The sequence below is a fragment of the Pseudomonas sp. FG86 genome (assembly GCF_057808775.1).
Map to the genome: position 1 here is coordinate 17,780 of NZ_JBMDIS010000057.1, position 22,284 is coordinate 40,063.

At 61.9% G+C, this 22,284-nt stretch carries 20 protein-coding genes; 8 read left to right on the forward strand and 12 right to left on the reverse strand.

Annotated features, from left to right (window positions below; genetic code table 11):
• Window positions 1–94 precede the first annotated feature (94 nt).
• From ACODSV_RS26230 to ACODSV_RS26255, 6 genes are all read left to right on the forward strand, one after another.
• Complete coding sequence (locus tag ACODSV_RS26230) at window positions 95–613, forward strand: RNA polymerase sigma factor (RefSeq protein ID WP_041161036.1); 519 nt, start codon at window positions 95–97, stop codon at window positions 611–613.
• Window positions 610–1,578, forward strand: coding sequence for a FecR domain-containing protein (locus ACODSV_RS26235; protein WP_024077767.1), 969 nt, complete (start codon window positions 610–612; stop codon window positions 1,576–1,578). The genes ACODSV_RS26230 and ACODSV_RS26235 overlap by 4 nt, the downstream gene beginning before the upstream one ends.
• A gap of 204 nt (window positions 1,579–1,782) precedes the next feature.
• Window positions 1,783–4,212, forward strand: a complete 2,430-nt coding sequence (locus ACODSV_RS26240; protein WP_150095218.1) for a TonB-dependent siderophore receptor — start codon at window positions 1,783–1,785, stop codon at window positions 4,210–4,212.
• 63 nt (window positions 4,213–4,275) lie between these two features.
• Complete coding sequence (locus ACODSV_RS26245) at window positions 4,276–5,379, forward strand: PepSY-associated TM helix domain-containing protein (protein ID WP_150055630.1); 1,104 nt, start codon at window positions 4,276–4,278, stop codon at window positions 5,377–5,379.
• The gene (locus ACODSV_RS26250) at window positions 5,376–5,558 is read left to right on the forward strand and encodes a hypothetical protein (RefSeq protein WP_069077128.1); all 183 of its coding nucleotides are present in this window, start codon (window positions 5,376–5,378) and stop codon (window positions 5,556–5,558) included. The genes ACODSV_RS26245 and ACODSV_RS26250 overlap by 4 nt, the downstream gene beginning before the upstream one ends.
• A gap of 189 nt (window positions 5,559–5,747) precedes the next feature.
• Window positions 5,748–6,377 carry a glutathione S-transferase gene (locus ACODSV_RS26255; protein ID WP_150055552.1) on the forward strand — a complete coding sequence of 210 codons (630 nt, stop codon included), beginning with the start codon at window positions 5,748–5,750 and terminating at the stop codon, window positions 6,375–6,377.
• A gap of 186 nt (window positions 6,378–6,563) precedes the next feature.
• On the opposite strand, the gene creD is transcribed toward ACODSV_RS26255, so the two are convergent.
• From creD to rloA2, 4 genes are read right to left on the reverse strand one after another with little or no spacing between them, the layout of a single operon-like run.
• The gene (gene creD, locus ACODSV_RS26260; RefSeq protein ID WP_150055553.1) at window positions 6,564–7,937 is read right to left on the reverse strand and encodes a cell envelope integrity protein CreD; all 1,374 of its coding nucleotides are present in this window, start codon (window positions 7,935–7,937) and stop codon (window positions 6,564–6,566) included.
• Between the two features lie 51 nt (window positions 7,938–7,988).
• Window positions 7,989–9,428 (reverse strand): two-component system sensor histidine kinase CreC, encoded by a 1,440-nt coding sequence (gene creC / locus ACODSV_RS26265; RefSeq protein ID WP_024077774.1) that lies wholly within the window; start codon window positions 9,426–9,428, stop codon window positions 7,989–7,991.
• Window positions 9,428–10,096 (reverse strand): two-component system response regulator CreB, encoded by a 669-nt coding sequence (creB, locus tag ACODSV_RS26270; protein WP_024077775.1) that lies wholly within the window; start codon window positions 10,094–10,096, stop codon window positions 9,428–9,430. The genes creC and creB overlap by 1 nt, the downstream gene beginning before the upstream one ends.
• A gap of 9 nt (window positions 10,097–10,105) precedes the next feature.
• Entirely contained in the window at window positions 10,106–10,606 is a 501-nt protein-coding gene (rloA2, locus tag ACODSV_RS26275; RefSeq protein WP_489046820.1) for a retropepsin-like aspartic peptidase RloA2, read from the reverse strand.
• A gap of 173 nt (window positions 10,607–10,779) precedes the next feature.
• Here rloA2 and yihG point away from each other — a divergent pair, with 173 nt between their 5' ends.
• A complete protein-coding gene (yihG, locus tag ACODSV_RS26280; RefSeq protein ID WP_150055555.1) occupies window positions 10,780–11,667 on the forward strand; it encodes a 1-acylglycerol-3-phosphate O-acyltransferase, YihG family in 888 nt (295 codons plus the stop codon).
• Here the strand turns inward: yihG and ACODSV_RS26285 are convergent.
• Window positions 11,664–12,236 carry a DUF2780 domain-containing protein gene (locus ACODSV_RS26285; protein ID WP_024077778.1) on the reverse strand — a complete coding sequence of 191 codons (573 nt, stop codon included), beginning with the start codon at window positions 12,234–12,236 and terminating at the stop codon, window positions 11,664–11,666. The two genes, yihG and ACODSV_RS26285, sit on opposite strands and share 4 nt — an antisense overlap.
• Before the next feature lie 136 nt (window positions 12,237–12,372).
• Between ACODSV_RS26285 and ACODSV_RS26290 the strand changes: the two genes are divergently transcribed.
• On the forward strand, window positions 12,373–12,831 hold the full coding sequence (locus ACODSV_RS26290; protein ID WP_024077779.1) for an anti-sigma factor: 459 nt from the start codon (window positions 12,373–12,375) through the stop codon (window positions 12,829–12,831).
• Window positions 12,832–12,906: 75 nt separating this feature from the next.
• Here the strand turns inward: ACODSV_RS26290 and fdhA are convergent, their stop codons facing one another.
• The 7 genes from fdhA to glyA form a co-directional block, all read right to left on the reverse strand.
• Window positions 12,907–14,106, reverse strand: a complete 1,200-nt coding sequence (gene fdhA / locus ACODSV_RS26295; protein ID WP_017847873.1) for a formaldehyde dehydrogenase, glutathione-independent — start codon at window positions 14,104–14,106, stop codon at window positions 12,907–12,909.
• Window positions 14,107–14,287: 181 nt separating this feature from the next.
• Window positions 14,288–15,145 (reverse strand): formyltetrahydrofolate deformylase, encoded by an 858-nt coding sequence (gene purU, locus ACODSV_RS26300; protein ID WP_024077780.1) that lies wholly within the window; start codon window positions 15,143–15,145, stop codon window positions 14,288–14,290.
• 142 nt (window positions 15,146–15,287) lie between these two features.
• Window positions 15,288–15,920: a sarcosine oxidase subunit gamma gene (locus ACODSV_RS26305; RefSeq protein ID WP_024077781.1), complete on the reverse strand. Its 633-nt coding sequence runs from the start codon at window positions 15,918–15,920 to the stop codon at window positions 15,288–15,290.
• Window positions 15,921–16,042: 122 nt separating this feature from the next.
• Window positions 16,043–19,060, reverse strand: coding sequence for a sarcosine oxidase subunit alpha (locus ACODSV_RS26310; protein WP_024077782.1), 3,018 nt, complete (start codon window positions 19,058–19,060; stop codon window positions 16,043–16,045).
• The gene (locus ACODSV_RS26315; protein ID WP_024077783.1) at window positions 19,057–19,359 is read right to left on the reverse strand and encodes a sarcosine oxidase subunit delta; all 303 of its coding nucleotides are present in this window, start codon (window positions 19,357–19,359) and stop codon (window positions 19,057–19,059) included. Before ACODSV_RS26315 ends, ACODSV_RS26310 begins: the two co-directional genes overlap by 4 nt.
• Window positions 19,360–19,515: 156 nt before the next feature.
• Window positions 19,516–20,766, reverse strand: coding sequence for a sarcosine oxidase subunit beta (locus ACODSV_RS26320; protein ID WP_010207084.1), 1,251 nt, complete (start codon window positions 20,764–20,766; stop codon window positions 19,516–19,518).
• A gap of 22 nt (window positions 20,767–20,788) precedes the next feature.
• Window positions 20,789–22,042 carry a serine hydroxymethyltransferase gene (gene glyA, locus ACODSV_RS26325; protein ID WP_024077784.1) on the reverse strand — a complete coding sequence of 418 codons (1,254 nt, stop codon included), beginning with the start codon at window positions 22,040–22,042 and terminating at the stop codon, window positions 20,789–20,791.
• Between the last annotated feature and the right edge of the window lie 242 nt (window positions 22,043–22,284).

Here is a 22,284-nt window from a genome sequence, read left to right on the forward strand (position 1 = left end):
AACCGCCCGACAGACACAAATTGCGCCCGCCCCACGCCTCTGACACAATCGCGAATAATTCTCGTTAGTTTAAACTTGTTTATTCGGTGATGCCTTGTCGTCGGTCCAGTCCCCACACAGTGAGCTTGTTGGCGCGTTGTATCGCGACCATCGCAGCTGGCTGCTGGCCTGGCTGCGCCGTAACGTGGCCTGCCCGAGCCGCGCAGAAGACCTGAGCCAGGACACCTTCATGCGCCTGCTGTGCCGTGCCGAGTTGCGTGAACCCCGCGAGCCCCGGGCGTTCCTGGTGGCGATCGCCAAAGGCCTGCTGTTCGACTACTTCCGGCGCGCCGCCCTGGAGCAGGCCTACCTCACCGAACTGATGCTGATCCCGGAAAGCGAACACCCCTCGCCGGAAGCACAGCAGCTAATCCTCGAAGACCTCAAGGCCATCGACCGCCTGCTCGGCAAGCTGTCGAGCAAAGCCCGCGCCGCCTTTCTCTATAACCGCCTCGACGGCCTCGGCCACGCCGAAATCGCCCAGCGCCTCGGTGTGTCGGTACCGCGGGTGCGCCAGTACCTGGCCCAGGGCATTCGCCAGTGTTATATCGCCCTGTATGGCGAGCCGTTGTGAGCGCGATCAGTTCAAAACCGGTTTCGGCCCGTGTGCTGGATGCCGCCATTGCCTGGCAACTGTCCCTCGACTCCGGTGACGGCAGCCCGGTGGAGCAGGAAGAGTTCGCCAAATGGCTGGCCAGTGATGAAGAACATGCGCGCGCCTGGCGCCAACTGGGCATGCTTGACCAGCGTTTCAGCATGGCCTCGGGCCCGGCGCGGGCGGCGTTGCTGCAATCGCGCGAGGGCATTCGCCAGCGCGTCCGCAAACTGGGCAGCGGCCTGGCGAGTATTGCGCTGGTGTGCGGCCTGGCCTTGTTTGCCGGTGAACGCTACGTGCCGATTCACTATTGGCTGGCCGACCAACGCACCGCCACCGGTGAACAGCGCACGCTGAAACTGGCGGACGGCACGCTGATCAACCTCAATACCCACAGCGCCATTGACGTGCGTTTCGATGAACAGCGCCGGCTGATCGTGCTGCAGGAAGGCGAGATCCTCGTCGAAACCGGCCACCACGATGCGCGTCCGTTTTATGTGCAAACCCGCGACGGCAACCTGCGAGCGCTGGGTACGCGGTTTATCGTCAAGCGCGAAGACCACGCCACACGCCTGAGCGTGCTGCAATCGGCGGTCGCTGCCCAGCCCGAGGCATTGCCTCAGGAACAGATTTTCAAGCAAGGCCAGCAAGTACTGATGCGCAGCGACGGCCTCGGCCCGCTGCTGGCCGTCCCCCCCGCCACCGACGCCTGGACGCGCGGCATGCTGGTGGTCGACAACGCGCGCCTGGAAGATGTGGTGGCGGAACTGAGCCGTTATCGCCGCGGCCACCTGGGTGTGGATAAATCCGTGGCCGACCTGCGCATCACCGGCAGCTTCCCGTTGCATGACACCACCTTGGCGCTCAACGCGTTGTTGCCGACCTTGCCGGTGCAGATCGAGCAACACACGCCGTGGTGGGTGACGGTCACGGGTAAGCCTTAAGTTCTGTGTAGCTGGGCTATCGCTATCGGGGGCAAGCCCCCTCCCACATTTTGATGTGGGAATACCTTCAAATGTGGGAAGGCGCTTGCTCCCGATGAGGCCCGCAAGCACACCGCAAAAAATAGTTTCACCCGGCCCTATCACTTTTCGATTCTCGTTCGGCACCTAGGCAATTGAGAAATATTTCCATTCAGGAGCCGCCGTATGTCCCGCACGCTAGACACTTTGTTGCGCCCCAGCCTGTTAGCCGTGGCCATTGCCCTCAGCACACCGCTGGCCAGCCCTGCGCTGATCGCCGCCGAACAAACCTCCAGCCTGCGTGCCTACAACCTGCCCGCCGCGCCCTTGGCCAGCACCTTGAACCAGATCGCCAGCCAGGCCGGCCTGGCGCTGACCCTCAACCCGACGCTGGCCTCGGGCAAGACCTCGGCGCCGGTTAAAGGCCAGTTCGATGCACAGGGCGCGTTGCGCGAAGCGTTGCGTGGGACCGGGTTGCAGTTGGAGCAGAGCAGTGCCGGCACGTACACCCTGGTGGCGATTCCTGACGGTGTGGTGGCATTGCCGATGACCAACATCATCGGCCAGGGTGATGCGGAAAGTGCCTGGGGCCCCGTAGAGGGCTACGTCGCGACTCGCACTGCCGCCGGGACCAAGACCGACACCGCGCTGGTCGAAGCACCGCGCTCGATCTCCATTGCCACCCGCGAGCAAATGCAGGACCGCAACGTCCAGAACCTGGATGACGCAGTCAAGTACATGCCCGGTATTGTGTCCGCCAGCTACGGCAGCGACACCCGCTACGACTGGATGCGCGTACGCGGCTTCGAACCTACGCAATTCCTCGACGGGCTGCCCTTGCCGCGCGGCGTGTACGCCAACCCGAAAGCCGAAACCTGGAACCTCGACCGCCTCGCATTGCTGCGTGGCCCGGCCTCGTCGGTATACGGCCAAACCCCACCGGGCGGCCTGCTGGACATGGTCAGCCGCCGTCCCAGCGCAGAATCAAGCCATGCCATCCAACTGCAATACGGCAGTGACAACTACCGCCAGATCAACTTCGCCAGCACCGGCAAGATCGATGATGAAGGCCAGTTCCTCTATGGCCTCAGCGGCGTGGTGCGCGATGCCGGCACCCAGGTCGATCACATCGACAACAAGCGCTACAACATCGCGCCCAGCCTGACCTGGAACATCGACACCGATACCAAGCTGACCCTGCTGTCGCAGTTCACTCGCGACGATACCGGCACCACCAGCCAGTTCATGCCGATCCAGGGCACCAAGATCAAATCGCCGCTGGGCGAGGTCTCCCACCACAAAAACCTGGGCGACCCGGACTACGAGTTCTACGACCGCACCTACTACGCGCTGGGCTATGCCTTCGAGCATCGTTTCAACGATACCTGGCAGTTCAAGCAGAACCTGCGCTACACCAAGTCGGAGTTGTCGTTCCAGCAACTGACCGTCGGTTCCTACGCGTTCTCCCCGGCTGATGCCGCGGGCAATATCAGCCGCTCGACCACCAACGTTGACGAAAACATTGGCCAGTTCGCAGTGGATAACAATTTCCAGGCCGACTTTGCCACCGGCGACATCACCCATACCCTGCTGCTGGGCCTGGATCACCAGCGCACCGATACTTCCTATCGCGCGATATACGGCACAGCCTCGGGTATCAACATTTTCAACCCGGTCAACACCCAGCCAACCCTGCGCCCGACAGATGTCAGGCCGTTTTACGACTACAACCAGAAAACCGTGCAAACCGGCCTCTACGTGCAAGACCAGATGGCCCTGGATAAGTGGCGCCTGACCTTGGGCGGGCGTGAGGATTGGGTGCATCAGGGCACCACCTACTTCAACGATAGCGATGCGACCAACACCGACCGCATCAAACACTTCAGTGGCAACGCGGCGCTCAGCTATGTGTTCGACTCAGGGTTCGTCCCCTACGTGTCGTACGCCGAGTCATTCCAACCGGCGAGCAACGCAGATACAAACGCGCTCAAGACATTCAAACCAACGGAAGGCAAGCAATGGGAAATGGGGGTCAAGTACCAGCCGCCCGGCTCCAATACGCTGTTGAGTGCGGCGGTCTACGACCTAACCCAAAAGAATGTGCAGGTGACCACCCTCGGTGCGGGGGGCCAGCAAATCAACGACCAGACCGGTGAAGTGAAGGTCAAGGGCCTGGAGCTGGAAGCGGTGTCTGACGTAAGCGAAAACCTCAAGGTCATTGCCGCCTACACCTTGGCAAAGTCGGAGGTGCAAAAAGGTATCTACAAAGGCAACCGCCTGACATTGATGCCTAATCAACAAGCCTCGCTCTGGACTGACTACACCTGGCACAGCGGCGTACTGGACGGTTTCGGCATCGGCTTGGGCGCCCGCTACACCGGCAATACCTATGGCGACCAGGCCAACACCTGGCTGGGCAAGGCTAACGCCTACACCGTGTTCGACGGCGCGGTGCATTACGACCTCGGCCGCCTCGACAACAGCCTGAAGGGTGCGTCGGTGAAGTTGAATGCCACCAACCTGTTCAACAAGGACTACCTGTCGACCTGTGACGGCAACTACTGCTACTTCGGCGACCAACGCAGCGTCGTCGCCAGTGCCACCTACCAGTGGTAATCAGCTGAGTCAGCACCCAGGCCGCCCCTGTGGGCGGCCTGGGTGTGTCTGAAGGCTATACACATGAAAAGCAAAACCATCCGCCGCTGGTCCTTCGTCCACACCTGGAGCAGCCTGATCTGTACGGTGTTCCTGCTGTTGCTCGCCCTCACCGGCCTGCCGCTGATCTTTCACCATGAGATCGATCATCTGCTGGGCAATGAGCCGCAACTGCAAGCGATGCCCGTCGACACCCCGCAGTTGAACCTGGAACAACTGGTGGCCAAGGCCCAGGCCCATCGCCCCGGTGAAGCCCTGCAATACCTGGCCTGGGACGAAGACGACAAGAACGGCGTGATCGCGATCATGGCCGCCACCGCCGGCACCGAGCCCAACTCATCCCACACCTTCATGCTCGACGCGCGCACCGGCGAAGCCGTGGAGATGCCGTCCGCGAACGGCGGGCTGACGCTGTTCCTGCTGCGCTTGCATGTGGATATGTTCGCCGGTCTGCCGGGCAAGTGGCTGCTGGCGTTCATGGGCCTGCTGTTTGTCGTGGCCATCGTCTCGGGTACGGTGCTGTACCTGCCGTTCATGCGCCGCTTGAAGTTCGCCACCGTGCGCCAGGACAAGTCCACGCGCCTGCGCTGGCTCGACCTGCACAACCTGATCGGTGTGGTCACCCTGACCTGGGCGCTGGTGGTCGGCGTGACCGGGGTGATCAGCGCCTGTGCCGATTTGATCATCGCCGCCTGGCGTACCGACAGCCTCAGCGCAATGATCGAACCCTACAAGAACGCCCCGCCGCTGACCCAACGCGCACCGGCCACCGAGCTGCTGAAGATTGCCGCCGAGGCAGCACCGGGCATGCAGCCGGACTTTATCGCCTTCCCCGGCACGCGCTTTTCCAGCGAGCACCATTACGCGGTGTTCATGAAGGGCAGCACGCACCTGACCTCGCACCTGCTCACACCGGTACTGATCGACGCCAGCACCCTGGCTGTCACCGCCATCGCCGAACGGCCGTGGTACATGGACGCCATGGGCATGTCCCAACCGCTGCACTTTGGTGACTATGGCGGCATGCCGATGAAGGTCCTGTGGGCGGTGTTGGATGTGCTGACCGTCATCGTGCTGGGCAGTGGCATTTACCTGTGGGTCGTACGGCGCAAGGCGGGCAAGGCATGAAGCCAAGGCAGTCGAGCTTCTGGAAGGTGTTTGGCATTCCGCTGGGGATCGGCCTGCTCAGCGCCGCCGGGTTATTTGCAGCGTTGCTGGGGGATGGGGGGTGGGACTCGTTGAGTTGGGTGGGGTTGGGCATACCGGCTGCCATTGGTAGTTGGGCGTTGTTCAAGCGGCGTGGCTGAGGGCGCTATCGGGGGCAAGTCGAATCGTCGCACCGCCCCTCCCACATGCGTTCTGCGCTCGTCATGACGACTCGGTCAACTGTGAGAGGGGGCTTGCCCCCGATGAGGCCCTCAAAAACCCCCGCACTCCCCCTCGCCAGCCACCGCGCAACCCTCTAGGCTAGCCACAGCCCATTCAGAGGAATGCCCATGTCCGCTCCCAGCATGACCTTGTTCCATAACCCCGCTTCCCCGTTCGTACGCAAAGTGCGCGTGTTGCTGATCGAGACCGGCCAGCAGGACCGTGTAGCGTTGCAGGCCTGCATGCCGACACCGGTCACCCCTGACGCGCAGGTGGTACAAGGCAACCCCGTGGGCAAGATCCCGGCCCTGCGCCTGGCCGACGGCAGTGTGCTGCACGACAGCCGGGTGATCCTCGATTACCTCGACCATCAGCACGTCGGCAACCCGCTGATCCCTCGTGACGGCTCGGCCCGCTGGCGCCGCCTGACCCTGGCGTCGCTGGCCGACGGGATCATGGATGCCGCCGTGCTGGTGCGTTACGAGACCGCCCTGCGTCCAGTGGAAAAACACTGGGCGCCGTGGCTCGACGAGCAGCGCAACAAAATCCGCCGCGCCGTCGCCGAACTGGAGCAGGATGCCATCGCCGAACTGGCCAGCCACTTCGACATCGCTTCGATCAGCGTGGCCTGTGCTCTGGGCTACCTCGACTTCCGTCATCCTGACATGCACTGGCGCTCGGATAACCCCAAGCTGGCCGCCTGGTACGCCGAGGTCAGCCAGCGGCCTTCGATGCTGGAGACCCAGCCGCCGACCTGATGTTCACACCGACCCAATGGGGGAGCGGGCTTGCCCGCGATCGCGGTATGTCATTCAGCACATCTGTTTCTGAACCACCGCTATCGCGGGCAAGCCCACTCCCACATTGGACAGTGGTGGTATTGAGGAATGTGGCGATCCTTGCGGCTAACTGCGCCCCTACTTGCTGATCCTCGCGCAACCCGATCATTGCACCGCCTCCAGGTCGAACTGCAGCGGCTCGGCCGTCTTGCGCTTGCCCACGCCATACCAATCCAGTTTGCGCGTCAGCACCATCACCGTGCCCAGCAGCCCAAACAGCAGCAGCGAGCCCATCAGCAGCGCGTAATCCTCGGCACTCAACAGCCCGTACAGCAAGCCGTACAACGCCGCCAACCCCGCCGAAAACCCCAGGCCATGGGCCACGCTACGCAGCACATGGCACACATAGAAACCAATCAACAGCACGCAGGCACTTGCCGATATCAGGTACGCCAGGGCAAAGCCCAGGTGCTCGGACAATGACAACAGCAGCAAGTAGAAAAATGCCAAGGCAACACCCACCAATGCATATTGAATCGGGTGCACCGCCAGGCTCTTGAGCACTTCGAAGAGGAAGAAACCGGCAAAGGTCAGGGCGATAAACAACAGCGCGTATTTGATCGCGCGATCGCTCTTGAGGTACTGGTCCACCGGGTCGATGAAGTTCACGCCAAAGCTGCGGTTGTTGAAGTCGCTGCAGCCTTGCCCATCCAGGCAAGTTTGCAGGGCCTGTTCGAGGTTGGTGGAAAAGAACGAGGTCTGCCAGCTGGCCGTGAAGCCGTTGTCAGTCACTTCGCGCTGGGCCGGCAGGAAGTTGCCGATAAAGCTGGGGTGCGGCCAGTTGGAGGCAAGTGTCACCTGGCTGGTCTTGCCCACCGGCACCACTTGCAGTTGCTCGGTGCCTTGCAGGCGCAGGTCGAAAGCAAAGTCGATCACACCTGGCTTTTTACTCTCCTGCTCTGGCAACGTCACATGCACGCCCTCCCCCAGCCAGTCCACTTGGGAGCCCGGTTCGAATTCCAGGCGCTGGCCGCCCAGCTCCAACTTCAGCGCATTTTCGATGCCGCGAATGTCGCTGATGCCCACTGCCAGAAACGCCGCTTCAAAACGGTAATCGGCGAAGTCTTCAGTGATACCCAACTGTGCAGGCAGCTCGAAACGCCCACTGATACGGTTGTCGGCATGGAACAGCCGCGCCTGGTAAATACCCCGTGCGCGCAGTTCGGTCTGCACCTTGCCGTCGAGCTCAAAACGGTCCGGCAGGAAATACAGACGACCCCGCTCTTCACGGGTGACCTCGTAGCGCTTGTTGAGCTTTTCATTGAGTTTCCACTCGCGCACGGTCTTGCGATACGGCACCACCATCACCGGGCCGGTGAGGCGCTGGGCATAGCTGGAGCTGCGGGCGATGTCCATCAGGACGCCGTCGCGCAGTTGCTGGCGGTCGCTGATGATGCCGTTGATCATCAGCAACGGAATCAGCAACAGCAGGATCAGCAGCGCAATCGCGCCAAGTTTGAAAAGCAGGCTGCGGTTCATGGGTCTCTCCCTGTTTTGATGGGGAGAGTCTGCGCAGCCCATGTGGGCGATTTATGTGGGCAATGTGGAGACTGTGTGGAGATGCAGCACCACCTGCACGCCGCCAGGTACATTGCCGATCTGCAAGGCGCCGCCGTGCAGCTTCATCACTTCCTCGACAAAATTGAGCCCCAGGCCGGTGCTCTTGCGCCCGCTGGCCGGTCGCGGCAAGGAGTAGAAACGCTCGCTCAGGCGCGGCAAGGCGTAGTCGGGAATCGCCGCGGCCTGGTTGAACAGGCTGATCTGTACATCGTTGTGCCGGGTGTGTGCGCTGAATCTCAAGACGCCACCGGGCGGGGTGAAGTCCAGGGCATTGTCCAGCAGGTTGCCCAGGGCCTGGCGCAGCAGGAAGGGCTCGCCGAACACCTGCACATCGGCGGCAATCGTCTGTTCGACTTGCAGCCCAGCGCCTTCAATTCGCGCACACTGGGCGTTGAGTACAGCATCGACCAAGGCCGCCAGCGGGATGCTCACCTGTTCTTCCAGGCCCTGGCGCTGCTCCACCTGCGCCAGGCTCAGCAGGCGCTCGATCAACTGCTGCAAACGCGCACTTTCGCTGTCGATATTGCCGACGAAGCGCTGCTGCTGCTCACGGGTCATATCACCCTGCAACAGCTCCGCCGCGCCGCGAATTGCGGCCAACGGGCTTTTCAATTCGTGGGTCAGGGTGTGCACGTAATGCTCGACGTACGCCTTGCCCTCCAACTGCGTACGCATATGCTCCACGGCGGTGGATAACTGCTTCAGCTCGCCGCCGCGGTAATGCGGCAACTCGGCACGCCGGCCTTCGCTGACGGCTTCGGCATAGGCGGTCAGGCGCCGCAGGGCAACGCTCAACCACCACGACAACACTGCGCCCAGCAGCAAGCCGAGGATGACCAGCCCGGCGCCGTACCAGAGCAGGCGCCGCTCGGTGCGGTCGATATACGGCTGCAATGAGCTGTTGGGCTTGGCCACGGTGACCACGCCGATGATCTGGCCATTGTCGCGAATCGGCGCCCCCACGTGCATCACCGAGGAGGTGGGGTCGTCGGCTTCGCTGCGGGTGGAGCGCGCGCCGTATTCACCGCGCAGGGTCAGGTACACATCGTTCCATTTGGAGTAGTCCTGGCCCACCGCTTCGCCACTGGAGTCAAGCAACACCTTGCCCTGGGCGTCCGTCACGTAGATGCGATGGTTGACTTGGTTTTTCGGCAGACCCCAGATGGTCGCGCCGGGCTGGCGGTTGCCGTAGGCCTTGAGCAGCTCCGGCCAGTGGCTTTGGCCGAGGGTGCCATTCCTGACGTCATCGCGCAGGACTTCAGCCAGCAGGTTGGCCGTATCCACCAGGGTTTCTTCGGTGGACTGGCGCACGCCGGGGCGTATTTCCTTCATCACCGTATTGAGCACGAAGTAGCCGGTCAGGCCGATGAACAGCGCATACACCAGGAAAATCCGCAGCCCCAGGCGCATCAGCTGTGGCTCGGGCTGTAACTGTAGCCGAGGCCGCGATGGGTCTGGATCGGCTCGGCATCGGCGGCCACGCTGCGTAATTTGCTGCGCAGGCTCTTGATATGGCTGTCGATATTGCGCTCATAGCCGGCATCGGCGGGCACGCCCACCGCGTCCAGCAGTTGCTCGCGGCTGAACACGCGCTCAGGTTGCTCCAGCAGGCTTTGCAGCAGGCGAAACTCATGGCGCGTCAGGCTCAAGGGATGGCCGCGAAAGCTGATCTGCATGCGCTCCAGGTCGACCTGGAACACAGCGGGCGCCACGCCGGGGCCGACACGCTTGAGGATCGCCCGTACGCGCGCCGCCACTTCCCGCGGGCTGAACGGCTTGACCACATAATCGTCGGCACCGATCTCCAGCCCCACCACCCGATCGATCTCGCCATCCCGTGCACTGAGGAACATCACCGGCACCTCACTGAAACGGCGCAATTGCTTGCAGGTTTCAAAGCCGGTGATGTCCGGCAGGCCGATGTCGAGAATGATCAGGTCGGCCGGGGTCTGGCGTTGATGGGCCAACGCCTCCTGGCCAAGGCTCAGCCAGGTGGTGGTGAAACCCTCGCCTTGCAGGGCGAAAATCAATGTGTCGGCTATCGCCGCTTCGTCTTCGACAATCAGGATGTGGGGCATGGGTTCAAATCAGCAGTCCGGTTTGTCGGCCGTGTAACGACGGGCCGGGTTGACCGCCGCGCCGAACTCACGCAGAGCCTTGGCGCCGATCAGCAACGGGTAGTTGAAGCTGCTGCGGTCGGTGAGGTTGACCTCGACGGTACGCTTGACGTTACCCAGGCACATTTCCAGGTCGATCACCGGGCGCTTGGCCACGGTGGCTTCGTCTTTTTCGTCGTCTTCGTCGGCGCAGCTCTTGATCTTGCTGATGCGCGACACCTTGTGCTCGTAGACTTTGTTGCCGGCGTCTTTACCACCGAGGCGGAAGCGCACCCAGTCGTCGCCATCACGGGTAAACGTCTCAATGTCCCGGGCCGACAGTGAGGCGGTCAGCGCGCCGGTGTCCATCTTGGCCTTGAAGGTTTCGCCGATCTCCGGCAACTGGATGTATTCGTAGCGACCGTAAAGGGTCGGCTCGGCGGCCATGACAGGCAGGGCAGCCAGGGCGAGGGAGGCAAGAAGCAGTTTCACGAAGTGATTTCCTCGGAAAGAAGTAGGCGGATTCTAGACCGCAAAGACAGCACTTAGTTAGTCACACCCACCATAACCGGCACATTGTGAAACATTCGTACGGCCATTTGCGATTTGGCCTATAGACTCAGCTTGCTTATGATGGCCCGCCCACAAGATTCCAAGAGTTACTTATGCGCCGCCTGCTCACCGGCTGTTTGGTCACACTGCTGCTATTGCTCAACACCTTGGTGCTGTTTGGCCCACTGATGGTCTTTGCCCTGCTCAAGCTGGTGGCCCCAGGGCGGTTTCGCGACTATGCCTCATGGGCGGTGATGTGGATCGCAGAGACCTGGGCCGAGATCGACAAGCTTATTTTCTCCTTGTGCATCCCCACCCAGTGGGACATTCGCGGCGGCGACGAACTGCGCGGCGACACCAGCTACCTGGTGATCAGCAACCACCAATCCTGGGTGGACATCCCGGCGCTGATCCAGGCCCTCAACCGCCGCACGCCGTTCTTCAAATTCTTCCTGAAAAAAGAGCTGATCTGGGTACCCTTCCTCGGCCTGGCCTGGTGGGCGCTGGATTACCCGTTCATGAAGCGCTACACCAAGGCGTTCCTGGCCAGGCACCCGGAACTGGCCGGCCAGGACCTCAAGATCACCCAGCAAGCCTGCGAGCTGTTCAAGCGCCAGCCGGTGACGGTGGTCAATTACCTGGAAGGCACGCGGTTCAGCGAGGCCAAGCGCAAGCAGCAGGATTCGCCATTCACGCACTTGCTCAAGCCCAAGGCGGGCGGCGTGGCGTTTGTGCTGGCGGCCATGGGTGAACAATTGGACGCGGTGCTTGACGTAACCGTGGTCTACCCGCAGCAAAAGATTCCGGGGTTCTGGGATTTGATCAGCGGCGCGGTGCCGAAGGTGATCATTGATATCCACACCCGTGAGCTGGACCCGGCGTTGTGGCAAGGGGATTACGAGAACGATCCAGCGTTTCGCCAGAGCGTCCAGAACTGGGTGAACCAGCTCTGGAAGGAGAAGGATGCGCGCATCGCTCAACTGCGCGCAGAGCGTATTTAGCTGCCGGTTCCCCAGGCCTGGGCCAGTTTACCCAGCAGCGAGCTGTTGGCACCCTGCCCGCCCAGGTATTGCAGGATCAGCGGGGCAAACTGGCCGACCATGCCACTGTCCATGCCCAGGGCACTGAACGCGGTATTCAGGTCGTTGGTGTTCTTCACGTTACCCAGCAGGCCGTCCAGGCCGCTGGTCTTGCTGCCACCGTTCTGGCCGAGCATCCCGCTCAAGGCCCCGAGGCTGCCCAATGCATTGTTGCCCGACAGTTGGTCAAGGCCCGGCACGCTGTTACCCAGTTGCGAATAGTCGTTGCCGCTCAGTTTGTTCTTGGCCAGGCCCAGCATGGCGCCCGTACCGCCCACGGCTTGTTCGGGGGTGATGTTCAGTTGCGAGGTCAGCGTGGTCAGCAGGTCCGCCGTCTCGGACGACGGTGCGGCGGCTGCGGCCTTGTTGTTACCCCCTTGCATGCCGGAGATGGCATTGGCCGCGTCGCCAAGGCTGAACCCTGCGGCAAACACCGGGGCGGCGGCCAGGCTCATCAGGCAGGAAAGGGCAAAACCGCGTGAAATCTTCATCGAAACAACCTCTGGATGTAGGGGTAAAAGCAGGCGTTTGACTGGGTATCCGGCACATTGTTCCGAGGCGTCCCAGGAACCCAATGGCTGGGGCAGAGTCAATGAAATGACTCCAAAACCTGTCAGGAACAATTCCATGAGCGCGACCCGCCCCCCCATGATTGAGCCAAAACCACCCTTCTGGAGCCGTCCACGCCTGTTTATCGGCGTCTGCGTGGCCGTGATCGCCGGCCTCGGCGTCGCGTTCTACACCCAGGACAACGTCAAGTCCACCGCCACCCTGATCACCACCACCCAACAGCCGGCGGCGCAGATCATGGCGCACAAGGATTACCTGGAAGTGCAACCCATCGCCATCACCACACCCGCGCCGGACCAGAGCCTGGAACTGTGGGCGATTCCCAATGGCGGCAAGCCCGTGTCACTTGGGCTGTTACCGGAAGATGGCGAAGGCATCATCGGCTTGAACCCAAGGCAGCAGGCCTCGATCAGCAAGCCCGTGGAATTGATGGTGAGTGCGGAGAGCAAAGGGGGCTCGGTGAGCAAGCAACCGACGGGCCCGACCGTCTACCAAGGTGCCTTGGCCAACCGTTGAGATCCCAAACACCACAACCCAAATGTGGGAGGGAGCAAGCCCCCTCCCACATTTGGGTTTTCGTATGCCTGGGATTTATGCCGCGCTGAACAACTTATGCGGATCAATCACAAACTTCTTCGGCACGCCCGCATCGAACTCGCCATACCCACGCGGGGCGTCATCCAGGCTGATGACTTCAACCCCCACGATGTCGGCGATGTGAATGCGGTCCCACATGATCGCCTGCATCAGCTGGCGGTTGTACTTCATCACCGGGGTCTGGCCGGTATGGAAGCTGTGGGATTTGGCCCAGCCCAAACCGAAGCGGATGCTCAGGCTGCCCATTTTTGCGGCAGCGTCGACAGCACCTGGGTCTTCGGTGACATACAGGCCGGGAATGCCGATCTTGCCCGCCACGCGCACCACGCCCATCAGTGAGTTGAGCACCGTGGCAGGGGCTTCGTGCTTGACGCCGTCGTGCCCGTGGCCGCGGGCTTCGAAGCCCACGCAGTCAACGGCACAGTCCACTTCAGGCTCACCCAGCAGGGCGGCGATCTGTTCGTGCAGCGGGGTGTCGGTGGACAGGTCGACCACTTCAAACCCTTGCGCCTTGGCGTGGGCCAGGCGGATAGAGTTGACATCGCCGATAATCACCACCGCCGCGCCCAGCAGGCGCGCGGAGGCGGCGGCAGCCAGGCCGACAGGACCGGCACCGGCGATGTACACCGTGCTGCCTGGCCCCACGCCGGCGGTGACGGCGCCGTGGTAGCCGGTCGGCAGGATGTCGGAGAGGCAGGTCAGGTCGCGGATTTTCTCCATGGCCTTGTCGCGGTCCGGCAGTTTCAGCAGGTTGAAGTCGGCGTAGGGCACCAGTACGTATTCAGCCTGGCCACCGGTCCAGTCGCCCATGTCGACGTAGCCATAGGCGCCGCCGGCACGGGCCGGGTTGACGGTGAGGCACACACCGGTGTGTTGTTCTTTGCAGGAGCGGCAGCGGCCGCAAGCGACGTTGAAGGGAACGGAAACCAGGTCGCCGATCTTCAGGTTTTCGACGTCACTGCCCTTCTCGATCACTTCACCGGTGATCTCGTGACCGAGCACCAGGCCGGTCTGGGCAGTCGTGCGGCCACGCACCATGTGTTGGTCGGAGCCGCAGATGTTGGTGGAGACCACGCGCAGGATGACGCCGTGCTCAATCTTCCTGCCACGGGGGTCCTGCATTTTGGGATAGTCGATTTTCTGTACTTCGACCTTGCCGTTGCCGAGATACACGACACCACGATTACCAGACATGCTTTCACCTCGCTGTTGTTTTTATGGAACTGCGTTGCCCGTAGGGTGGGCAGCGCGTTGAGTGCTCGGGTACAGATGCTGTTTCTTGTGTTGTTTGTGAGGGCCTCATCGGGGGCAAGCCCCCTCCCACATTCGACCGCATTCCAAATGTGGGAGGGGGCTTGCCCCCGATTGGCGTCAGTCAGAGCACCACCGTCCTATTGGCGTTCAGAAACACCCGCCGCTCAATGTGATACCCCACCGCCCGGGCCAAGGTAAGCCCTTCGATATCGCGCCCCTTGGCAATCAAATCCTCGGGATAGTGGCTGTGATCCACTACCTCCACGCCCTGGGCGATGATCGGTCCTTCGTCCAGATCGTTGTTGATGTAATGCGCCGTGGCGCCGACCAATTTCACCCCCTTGTTGTACGCCTGGTGATACGGCTTGGCGCCCTTGAACCCCGGCAACAAGGAGTGATGGATATTGATCGCCTTGCCATCCAGCTTGCGGCACAGCTCCGGCGACAGCACTTGCATGTAGCGCGCAAGGATCACCAGTTCGGCGCCGGTCTCTTCGATCACTTGCCACACCTGACGCTCCTGGGACGGTTTGTCGTTCGGGTCGAGAGGGAAATGGTAGTAGGGAATCTGGTGCCAGTCGGCCAACGGTTTCAAATCAGGGTGGTTGGACACCACCGCGACCACGTCCATCGACAGTTGGCCGATCCGCTGGCGGTACAGCAGATCGTTCAGGCAGTGATCGGCCTTGGAGACCATGATCACCACTTTTGGCCGGTAGTTCGGCGCCGTCAGCTCGAAGATCATGCCAAAGGCTTCGCCGCGCGTGGCCAGGCCGGCGCGAAACGCCTGCTCGTCGAAGCCGTCGGGCTGACGGAATTCCACACGAATAAAAAATCGGCCCGAGAGGCGGTCATCGAACGAGTGGTGCTCGGTCACATAACAGCCCTGCTCGAACAGGTAGCGGGTGACCGCGTCCACCGTGCCGAGCACGCTGGGGCAGTCGGCAGTCAAAATCCATGTATCGGGTGCGCGGCTCATTACAGTTAACTCCTCATACAGCGATGCTACTTACTGTAGGAGCGAGCTTGCTGGCGAAAAATCCAAGGGCGCCGCGTTCATTCAGGATGCGCGCGTTATCGTTGACGTTTTTCGCGAGCAAGCTCGCTCCTACAGGGTCATATCAGGCTTGAACGCTCAGGCCGAATTCAGCCGAGGCGTCCTGCAACCACAGCCACCAGTAATCCGAGAAGCTGCGACGGATCACCAGCTCCCAGGTGTCTTCAGCGGTATGGCGGATCACCAGTTGCGACTTGGCGAACACCGTGCCCACCGCCTTGCCCACCGGGAAGTTATTGGGGTGCACGTCGTAGCTGGTGGACTTCATCAGCACATCACGCACGTTCGGACCGCTCAGTTCGAGGATCTGCTGGCCGCCGCTGACGTTGACGACCTGGATATGCAGGTCGCCCAACGCAGCACGTAGGTTTTGTTCGGCGGCGAATTCTTCACCGCTGGGCACGACCAGCAGCCACTCATCCGGGCCGAGCCATTGCAGGCTGGTTTCGCCTTTGACGATGACCTGCAAGGCGCCAGGCAACTCGATGCCCAGGGCTTTGTGTACGCCAGCGGCGAAGGCGGCGTCATGGCCGTCGCCACGGATGGTCAGGTGGCCGAGCAGTTTCTTTTCACGCACGGTCACGCCGGCGTTCTTGCGGCCCTTGCCGACCAGGCTGGCGAGGTCGGCATGGTGCAGCGACGACTCGGCCTTGGCGCCGGTGGTGGGGCGTTGTTGGTAAACATTGGCTGCTGTCATAAAGCACCTGTTTTGAATTCTGTGGTGACTGTTCTGGCCTCATCGGGGGCAAGCCCCCTCCCACATTTGGAATGCATTCCCTGTGGGAGGGGGCTTGCCTGCGATGCAGGCGACTCGGTCTATCAGATGTTCTGCCGCTCGCCTTTCGGGTCAAAGAACACCGAAGACACGATCTCCGCCTCGATCACACTGCCATCCGCTTGCGGCGAGAACACCCGCTCACCGATGCGCTTCAAGCCGCCCTTGACCACCGCCATCGCAAACGAATAACCCAGGGAGTTATGCGCATAGCTGGAGGTGACGTGGCCAACCATCTTCATCGGAATCGCCTGCTTCGGATCGAACACCAACTGCGCGCCTTCCGGCAGCCACACTTTTGGATCGACCGGCTTCAAGCCCACCAGTTGCTTACGCTCTTCGCGCACGCAGTCTTCACGGTTCATGCCGCGCCAGCCGATCCACGAGAACGGTTTGGTGCGGCCTACGCACCAGCCCATGTTCAGGTCGTCCGGGGTCATCGAGCCGTCAGTGTCCTGGCCAACGATGATGAAACCTTTCTCGGCACGCAGTACGTGCATGGTTTCGGTGCCGTACGGGGTCAGGTTGTACTTTTTGCCCGCCTCGACGATTTGCTCCAGCACGCCCATGGCGTAGTCGGCCTGCACGTTGACTTCGTACGACAACTCACCGGTAAACGAGATACGGAACACCCGCGCCGGCACACCGCCAACCAAGCCTTCCTTCCAGGTCATGAACGGGAAGCCGTCCTTGTCCAGGTCGATGTCGGTGACTTCCGCCAACAGCTTGCGGCTGTTGGGGCCGGACAGGGTCATGGTCGCCCAGTGGTCGGTGACCGAGGTGAAGTACACCTTCAGGTCCGGCCATTCGGTCTGCTGGTAGATTTCCAGCCACTGGAGTACGCGAGCCGCGCCGCCGGTGGTGGTGGTCATCAGGAAGTGGTTGTCGGCAAGGCAGGCGGTGACGCCGTCGTCGAATACCATGCCGTCTTCCTTGCACATCAGGCCGTAGCGCGCCTTGCCCACGTCGAGCTTGGTCCAGGCGTTGCTGTAGATGCGGTTGAGGAACTCACGCGCATCCGGGCCCTGGATGTCGATCTTGCCGAGGGTGGAGGCATCCAGCAGGCCGACGCTGTCGCGCACGGCCAGGCATTCACGTTTCACGGCGGCGTGCAGGTCTTCGCCATTGCGTGGGAAGTACCATGGGCGTTTCCACTGGCCGACATCTTCAAATTCGGCGCCGTTTTTAACGTGCCAGGCGTGCAGCGCGGTGTAGCGCACCGGCTCGAAGATATGCCCACAGTGACGGCCCGCTACCGCGCCGAAGGTCACCGGCGTGTAGTTGGGGCGGAACATGGTGGTGCCCATCTGCGGGATGGTCACGTTCAGCGAGCGCGCGGCAATCGCCAGGCCGTTGACGTTACCCAGCTTGCCCTGGTCGGTGCCGAAACCCAGCGCGGTGTAGCGCTTGACGTGCTCGACCGACTCGAAACCCTCGCGGGTAGCAAGCTCGATGGCGGCGGCGGTGACGTCGTTTTGCAGGTCGACAAATTGCTTCGGCGCCCGTGCGGTAGCTTTCTCGTGAGGCACTTGGAACAGCGCCAGGGTCGGCTCTTCAAGACGGCTCAAGGCTTTGGGCAACGTGCCTTCCACCGGGGTAAAGCCGGCTTCGCTGGCCGCGCGCACGCCGCCTTCAAAACCGTCCGCCAGGGAATCGCCAAGGCCATAGACGCCATTGATGCCACCGACGCACACGCGTTTCTGCGGTGCTTCGCCCGGTACAAAACCGAGGATGTCTTCACGCCAGGTCGGTTTGCCGCCCAGGTGCGAAGCCAAGTGGACCACCGGGCTGTAGCCGCCGGAACTGGCCACCAGGTCGCAGTCCAGCCACTCGCCGGGGCTGGTGACTTTGTGGGCTTTCACATCGATGGCAGCCACGCGAGCGGCGGTGACGTGCTTACTGCCACGGGCCTCGATCACGGCGCTGCCAGTGAGGATACGAATGCCTTTGGCGCGCGCTTCTTCCACCAGCGCGCCACGTGGGTTGTGACGGGCATCGGCCACGGCGACCACCTGCAGGCCAGCGTCAAACCAGTCCAGGGCAACGCGGTAGGCGTGATCGTTGTTGGTCGACAGCACCAGTTTCTTGCCCGGTGCCACGCCGTAGCGGCGCACGTAGGTGGAGACCGCGCCGGCGAGCATATTGCCCGGTACATCGTTGTTGCCGTACACCAGCGGACGCTCACACGCACCGGTCGCCAGGACCACACGCTTGGCACGCACACGGTGGATGCGCTGGCGCACCTGGCCAATCGGTGCACGGTCACCGAGATGGTCGGTCAGGCGCTCGTGAATGGTCAGGAAGTTATGGTCGTGGTAACCGTTGACGGTGGCGCGGGGCAGCAGCACCACGTCCGGCAGGGCTTTCAGTTCGGCGATAACGCTGGCGACCCATTCAGTGGCGGGCTTGCCGTCGAGGCTTTCGCGGGAGTCGAGCAAGGAACCGCCGAACTCTTCCTGCTCATCGGCGATGATCACGCGGGCACCGCTGCGCGCGGCGGCCAGTGCAGCCGCCAGGCCAGCAGGGCCGGCGCCGACCACCAGCACGTCGCAATGACGGTTGAAGTTGTCGTAGGTATCCGGATCGTTCTCGGTCGGCGAGCGGCCAAGGCCGGCAGCCTTGCGGATGTACTTCTCGTAGGTCATCCAGAACGATTGCGGATACATGAAGGTTTTGTAGTAGAAACCCGGCGGCATCAGCTTGCCGCCGACCTTGCCAAGAATGCCCATCATGTCGTTGTTCACGCTCGGCCAGCCGTTGGTGCTGGTGGCAACCAAACCCTGGTACAGCGCCTGTTGCGTGGCCCGCACGTTGGGAATCTGGGTGGCTTCGGTGGCACCGATCTGCAGCACCGCGTTCGGCTCTTCGGCGCCGGCGGCAAAGATGCCGCGTGGGCGCGAATACTTGAAGCTGCGGCCAATGATGTCGACGCCGTTGGCCAGCAATGCAGCGGCCAGGGTGTCGCCTTCGAAGCCTTTGTAGCTCTGGCCGTTGAAGCTGAAGGTCAGGACTTTGTTACGGTCGATCCGGCCACCGTTGGACAGGCGATTGATCTGGCTCATACCTTCTCTCCAGAAGCCTTGGCGGTGAATTGCGGCTTGCTGCCAATCTTGTAGGTTTCAAGAATTTCGTAGGTCACGGTGTCGCGGGTCGCGTTGAAATACTGGCGGCAACCGGCGGCGTGAATCCACAGTTCGTGGTGCAACCCACGCGGGTTATCGCGGAAGAACATGTAGTCGCCCCACTCTTCATCGGTGCAGGCGTTCGGGTCCAGCGGGCGCGGGATGTGCGCTTGGCCGGACGCGTGGAATTCCTCTTCGGAGCGCAGTTCGCCACAGTGAGGACAGAAGATATGCAACATAGGGAATTTCTCCTCTCAAGCGCCTTGAAAACGTAGCGAGCGAAGGCAAGACAAGGCGAAAACAGGGGAGAAAGCGGAGCTTAGTTTACTAAGTGAGCATTTCGAGCCTGTTTTCAACGCAGTATTGCCGAGCGCAGTAGTTTTCATGGCGCTTTGTTAGTGGGCGACGGCTGCAGCGCCGTGTTCGTCGATCAACGCACCGTTGTGGAAACGGTCGATGGAGAAAGGTGCAGCCAATGGGTGCATCTCACCTTTGGCCAGGCTGGCGGCAAACACGTTGCCTGAGCCTGGGGTGGCCTTGAAGCCACCGGTACCCCAACCGCAGTTGAAGAACATGTTCGGCACCGGGGTCTTGGAGATGATCGGGCAGGCATCCGGGGTAGTGTCGACGATACCGCCCCACTGGCGGTTCATGCGCACCCGCGACAGCACCGGGAACATCTCGACGATGGCCTGGATGGTGTGTTCGATCACCGGGTACGAGCCGCGCTGGCCGTAGCCGTTGTAACCGTCGATACCGGCGCCGATCACCAGGTCGCCCTTGTCGGACTGGCTGATGTAACCGTGCACGGCGTTGGACATGATCACGCTGTCGATAATCGGCTTGATCGGCTCCGACACCAACGCTTGCAGCGGGTGGGATTCGATCGGCAAACGGAAGCCGGCGAGGGACGCCATGTGCCCGGAGTTACCCGCGGTGACCACACCGACGCGCTTGGCGCCGATAAAACCCTTGTTGGTTTCCACGCCGATGCACACGCCGTTTTCCTTGCGGAAGCCGATCACTTCGGTCTGCTGGATCAAGTCCACGCCGAGGGCGTCGGCCGCACGGGCAAAGCCCCAGGCCACGGCATCGTGACGGGCCACGCCGCCGCGACGTTGCACGGTGGCGCCGAGTACCGGGTAGCGCGTGTTTTTCGAGCAATCCAGGTACGGAATCTCGTCGGCCACTTGCTTGGCATTCAGCAGCTCGCCATCCACGCCGTTAAGGCGGTTGGCGCTGACGCGACGTTCGGAATCACGGATGTCCTGCAGGGTGTGGCACAGGTTGTAGACGCCACGCTGGGAGAACATCACGTTGTAGTTCAGGTCCTGGGACAGGCCTTCCCACAGTTTCATCGCGTGTTCGTACAGGTGCGCTGACTCGTCCCACAGGTAGTTGGAGCGCACGATGGTGGTGTTGCGCGCGGTGTTACCGCCGCCCAGCCAGCCTTTCTCGACCACGGCCACGTTGGTGATGCCGTGCTCTTTGGCCAGGTAGTAGGCGGTTGCCAGACCATGCCCGCCGCCGCCGACGATGACCACGTCGTAGACCTTTTTAGGGGTCGGCGTGCGCCACATCTTCTGCCAGTTTTCGTGGTGGCTGAGTGAGTGCTTGAAGAGGCCGAAGCCCGAGTAGCGTTGCATAGTCATTACTCCAAAACCGCGCTCAGCGATAAACCGGGAAATCAGCGCACAGGGCAGACACGTGCTTGGCCACGTTGGCCTCGACGTCGGCGTCGCCGAGGTTGTCGAGGATGTCGCAGATCCAGCCGGCCAGCTCGATGCACTGCGGCACCTTGAAACCACGCGTGGTCACCGCCGGGGTGCCGATGCGCAGGCCCGAGGTCACGAACGGCGACTGCGGGTCGTTCGGTACGGCGTTCTTGTTGACGGTGATGTGGGCGCGACCGAGGGCGGCGTCCGCCTCTTTGCCGGTGAGGCCCTGACGGATCAGGCTGACCAGGAACAGGTGGTTATCGGTGCCGCCGGACACTACATCGTAGCCGCGTTTGATAAACACGCTGGCCATGGCCTGGGCATTGTCGATCACTTGTTGCTGGTAGGCCTTGAAGCCTGGCTCCTGGGCTTCCTTGAAGCACACCGCCTTGCCGGCGATCACATGCATCAGCGGGCCACCCTGGGCGCCGGGGAATACGGCAGCGTTGAGTTTCTTCTCGATTTCTTCGTTGGCCTTGGCCAGGATCAAACCGCCACGGGGACCGCGCAGGGTCTTGTGGGTGGTGGTGGTGACCACATCGGCGTACGGCAGCGGGTTCGGGTACAGGCCAGCGGCGACCAGGCCAGCAACGTGGGCCATGTCGACGAACAGCAGCGCACCGACCTTATCGGCGATCGCGCGAAAGCGTGGGAAATCCAGGGTCTTGGAGTAGGCGGAGAAACCGGCCACTACCATCTTCGGTTTGTGTTCTACGGCCAGGCGCTCGACTTCGTCGTAGTCGATCAGGCCGGTGTCGGTGTTGATACCGTACTGCACGGCGTTGTACAGCTTGCCCGAGGACGACACTTTGGCGCCGTGGGTCAGGTGGCCGCCGTGGGCCAGGCTCATGCCGAGGATGGTGTCGCCGGCGTTCAGCAGCGCCAGGTAAACCGCACTGTTGGCGGAGGAGCCGGAGTGCGGCTGTACGTTGGCGTAATCGGCGCCGAACAGCTGCTTGGCGCGCTCGATGGCGAGGGCCTCGACCTTGTCGACGTGCTCGCAACCACCGTAGTAGCGCTTGCCTGGGTAGCCTTCGGCGTATTTGTTGGTGAGGCCGCTGCCCTGGGCTTCCATGACGCGCTTGCTGGTGTAGTTCTCCGACGCGATCAGCTCGATATGATCTTCCTGACGTTGCTCCTCGGCATTCATCGCCGCCAGCAGTGCATCGTCATAACCCTGGATCTGGTCTTTCTTGCTGAACATCGCGTCTCTCCCAGCCTTTCGTATTGTTGAGGCCCGTGCACGGTGGCATAGCCCTTTGATGCGATGGTAGGGCTGGCGCAGGCAGGTCAAATGCCTACGGACGCCACGCAAAGGTGCGTTTACGACATTGCCTGCAAATGACCCTGGCCCCTGTAGGAGCGAGCTTGCTCGCGAAAAACCTGAGGGCGCGTTATTCATTCAGGCAATCCGCATAATCGTTGACGTTTTTCGCGAGCAAGCTC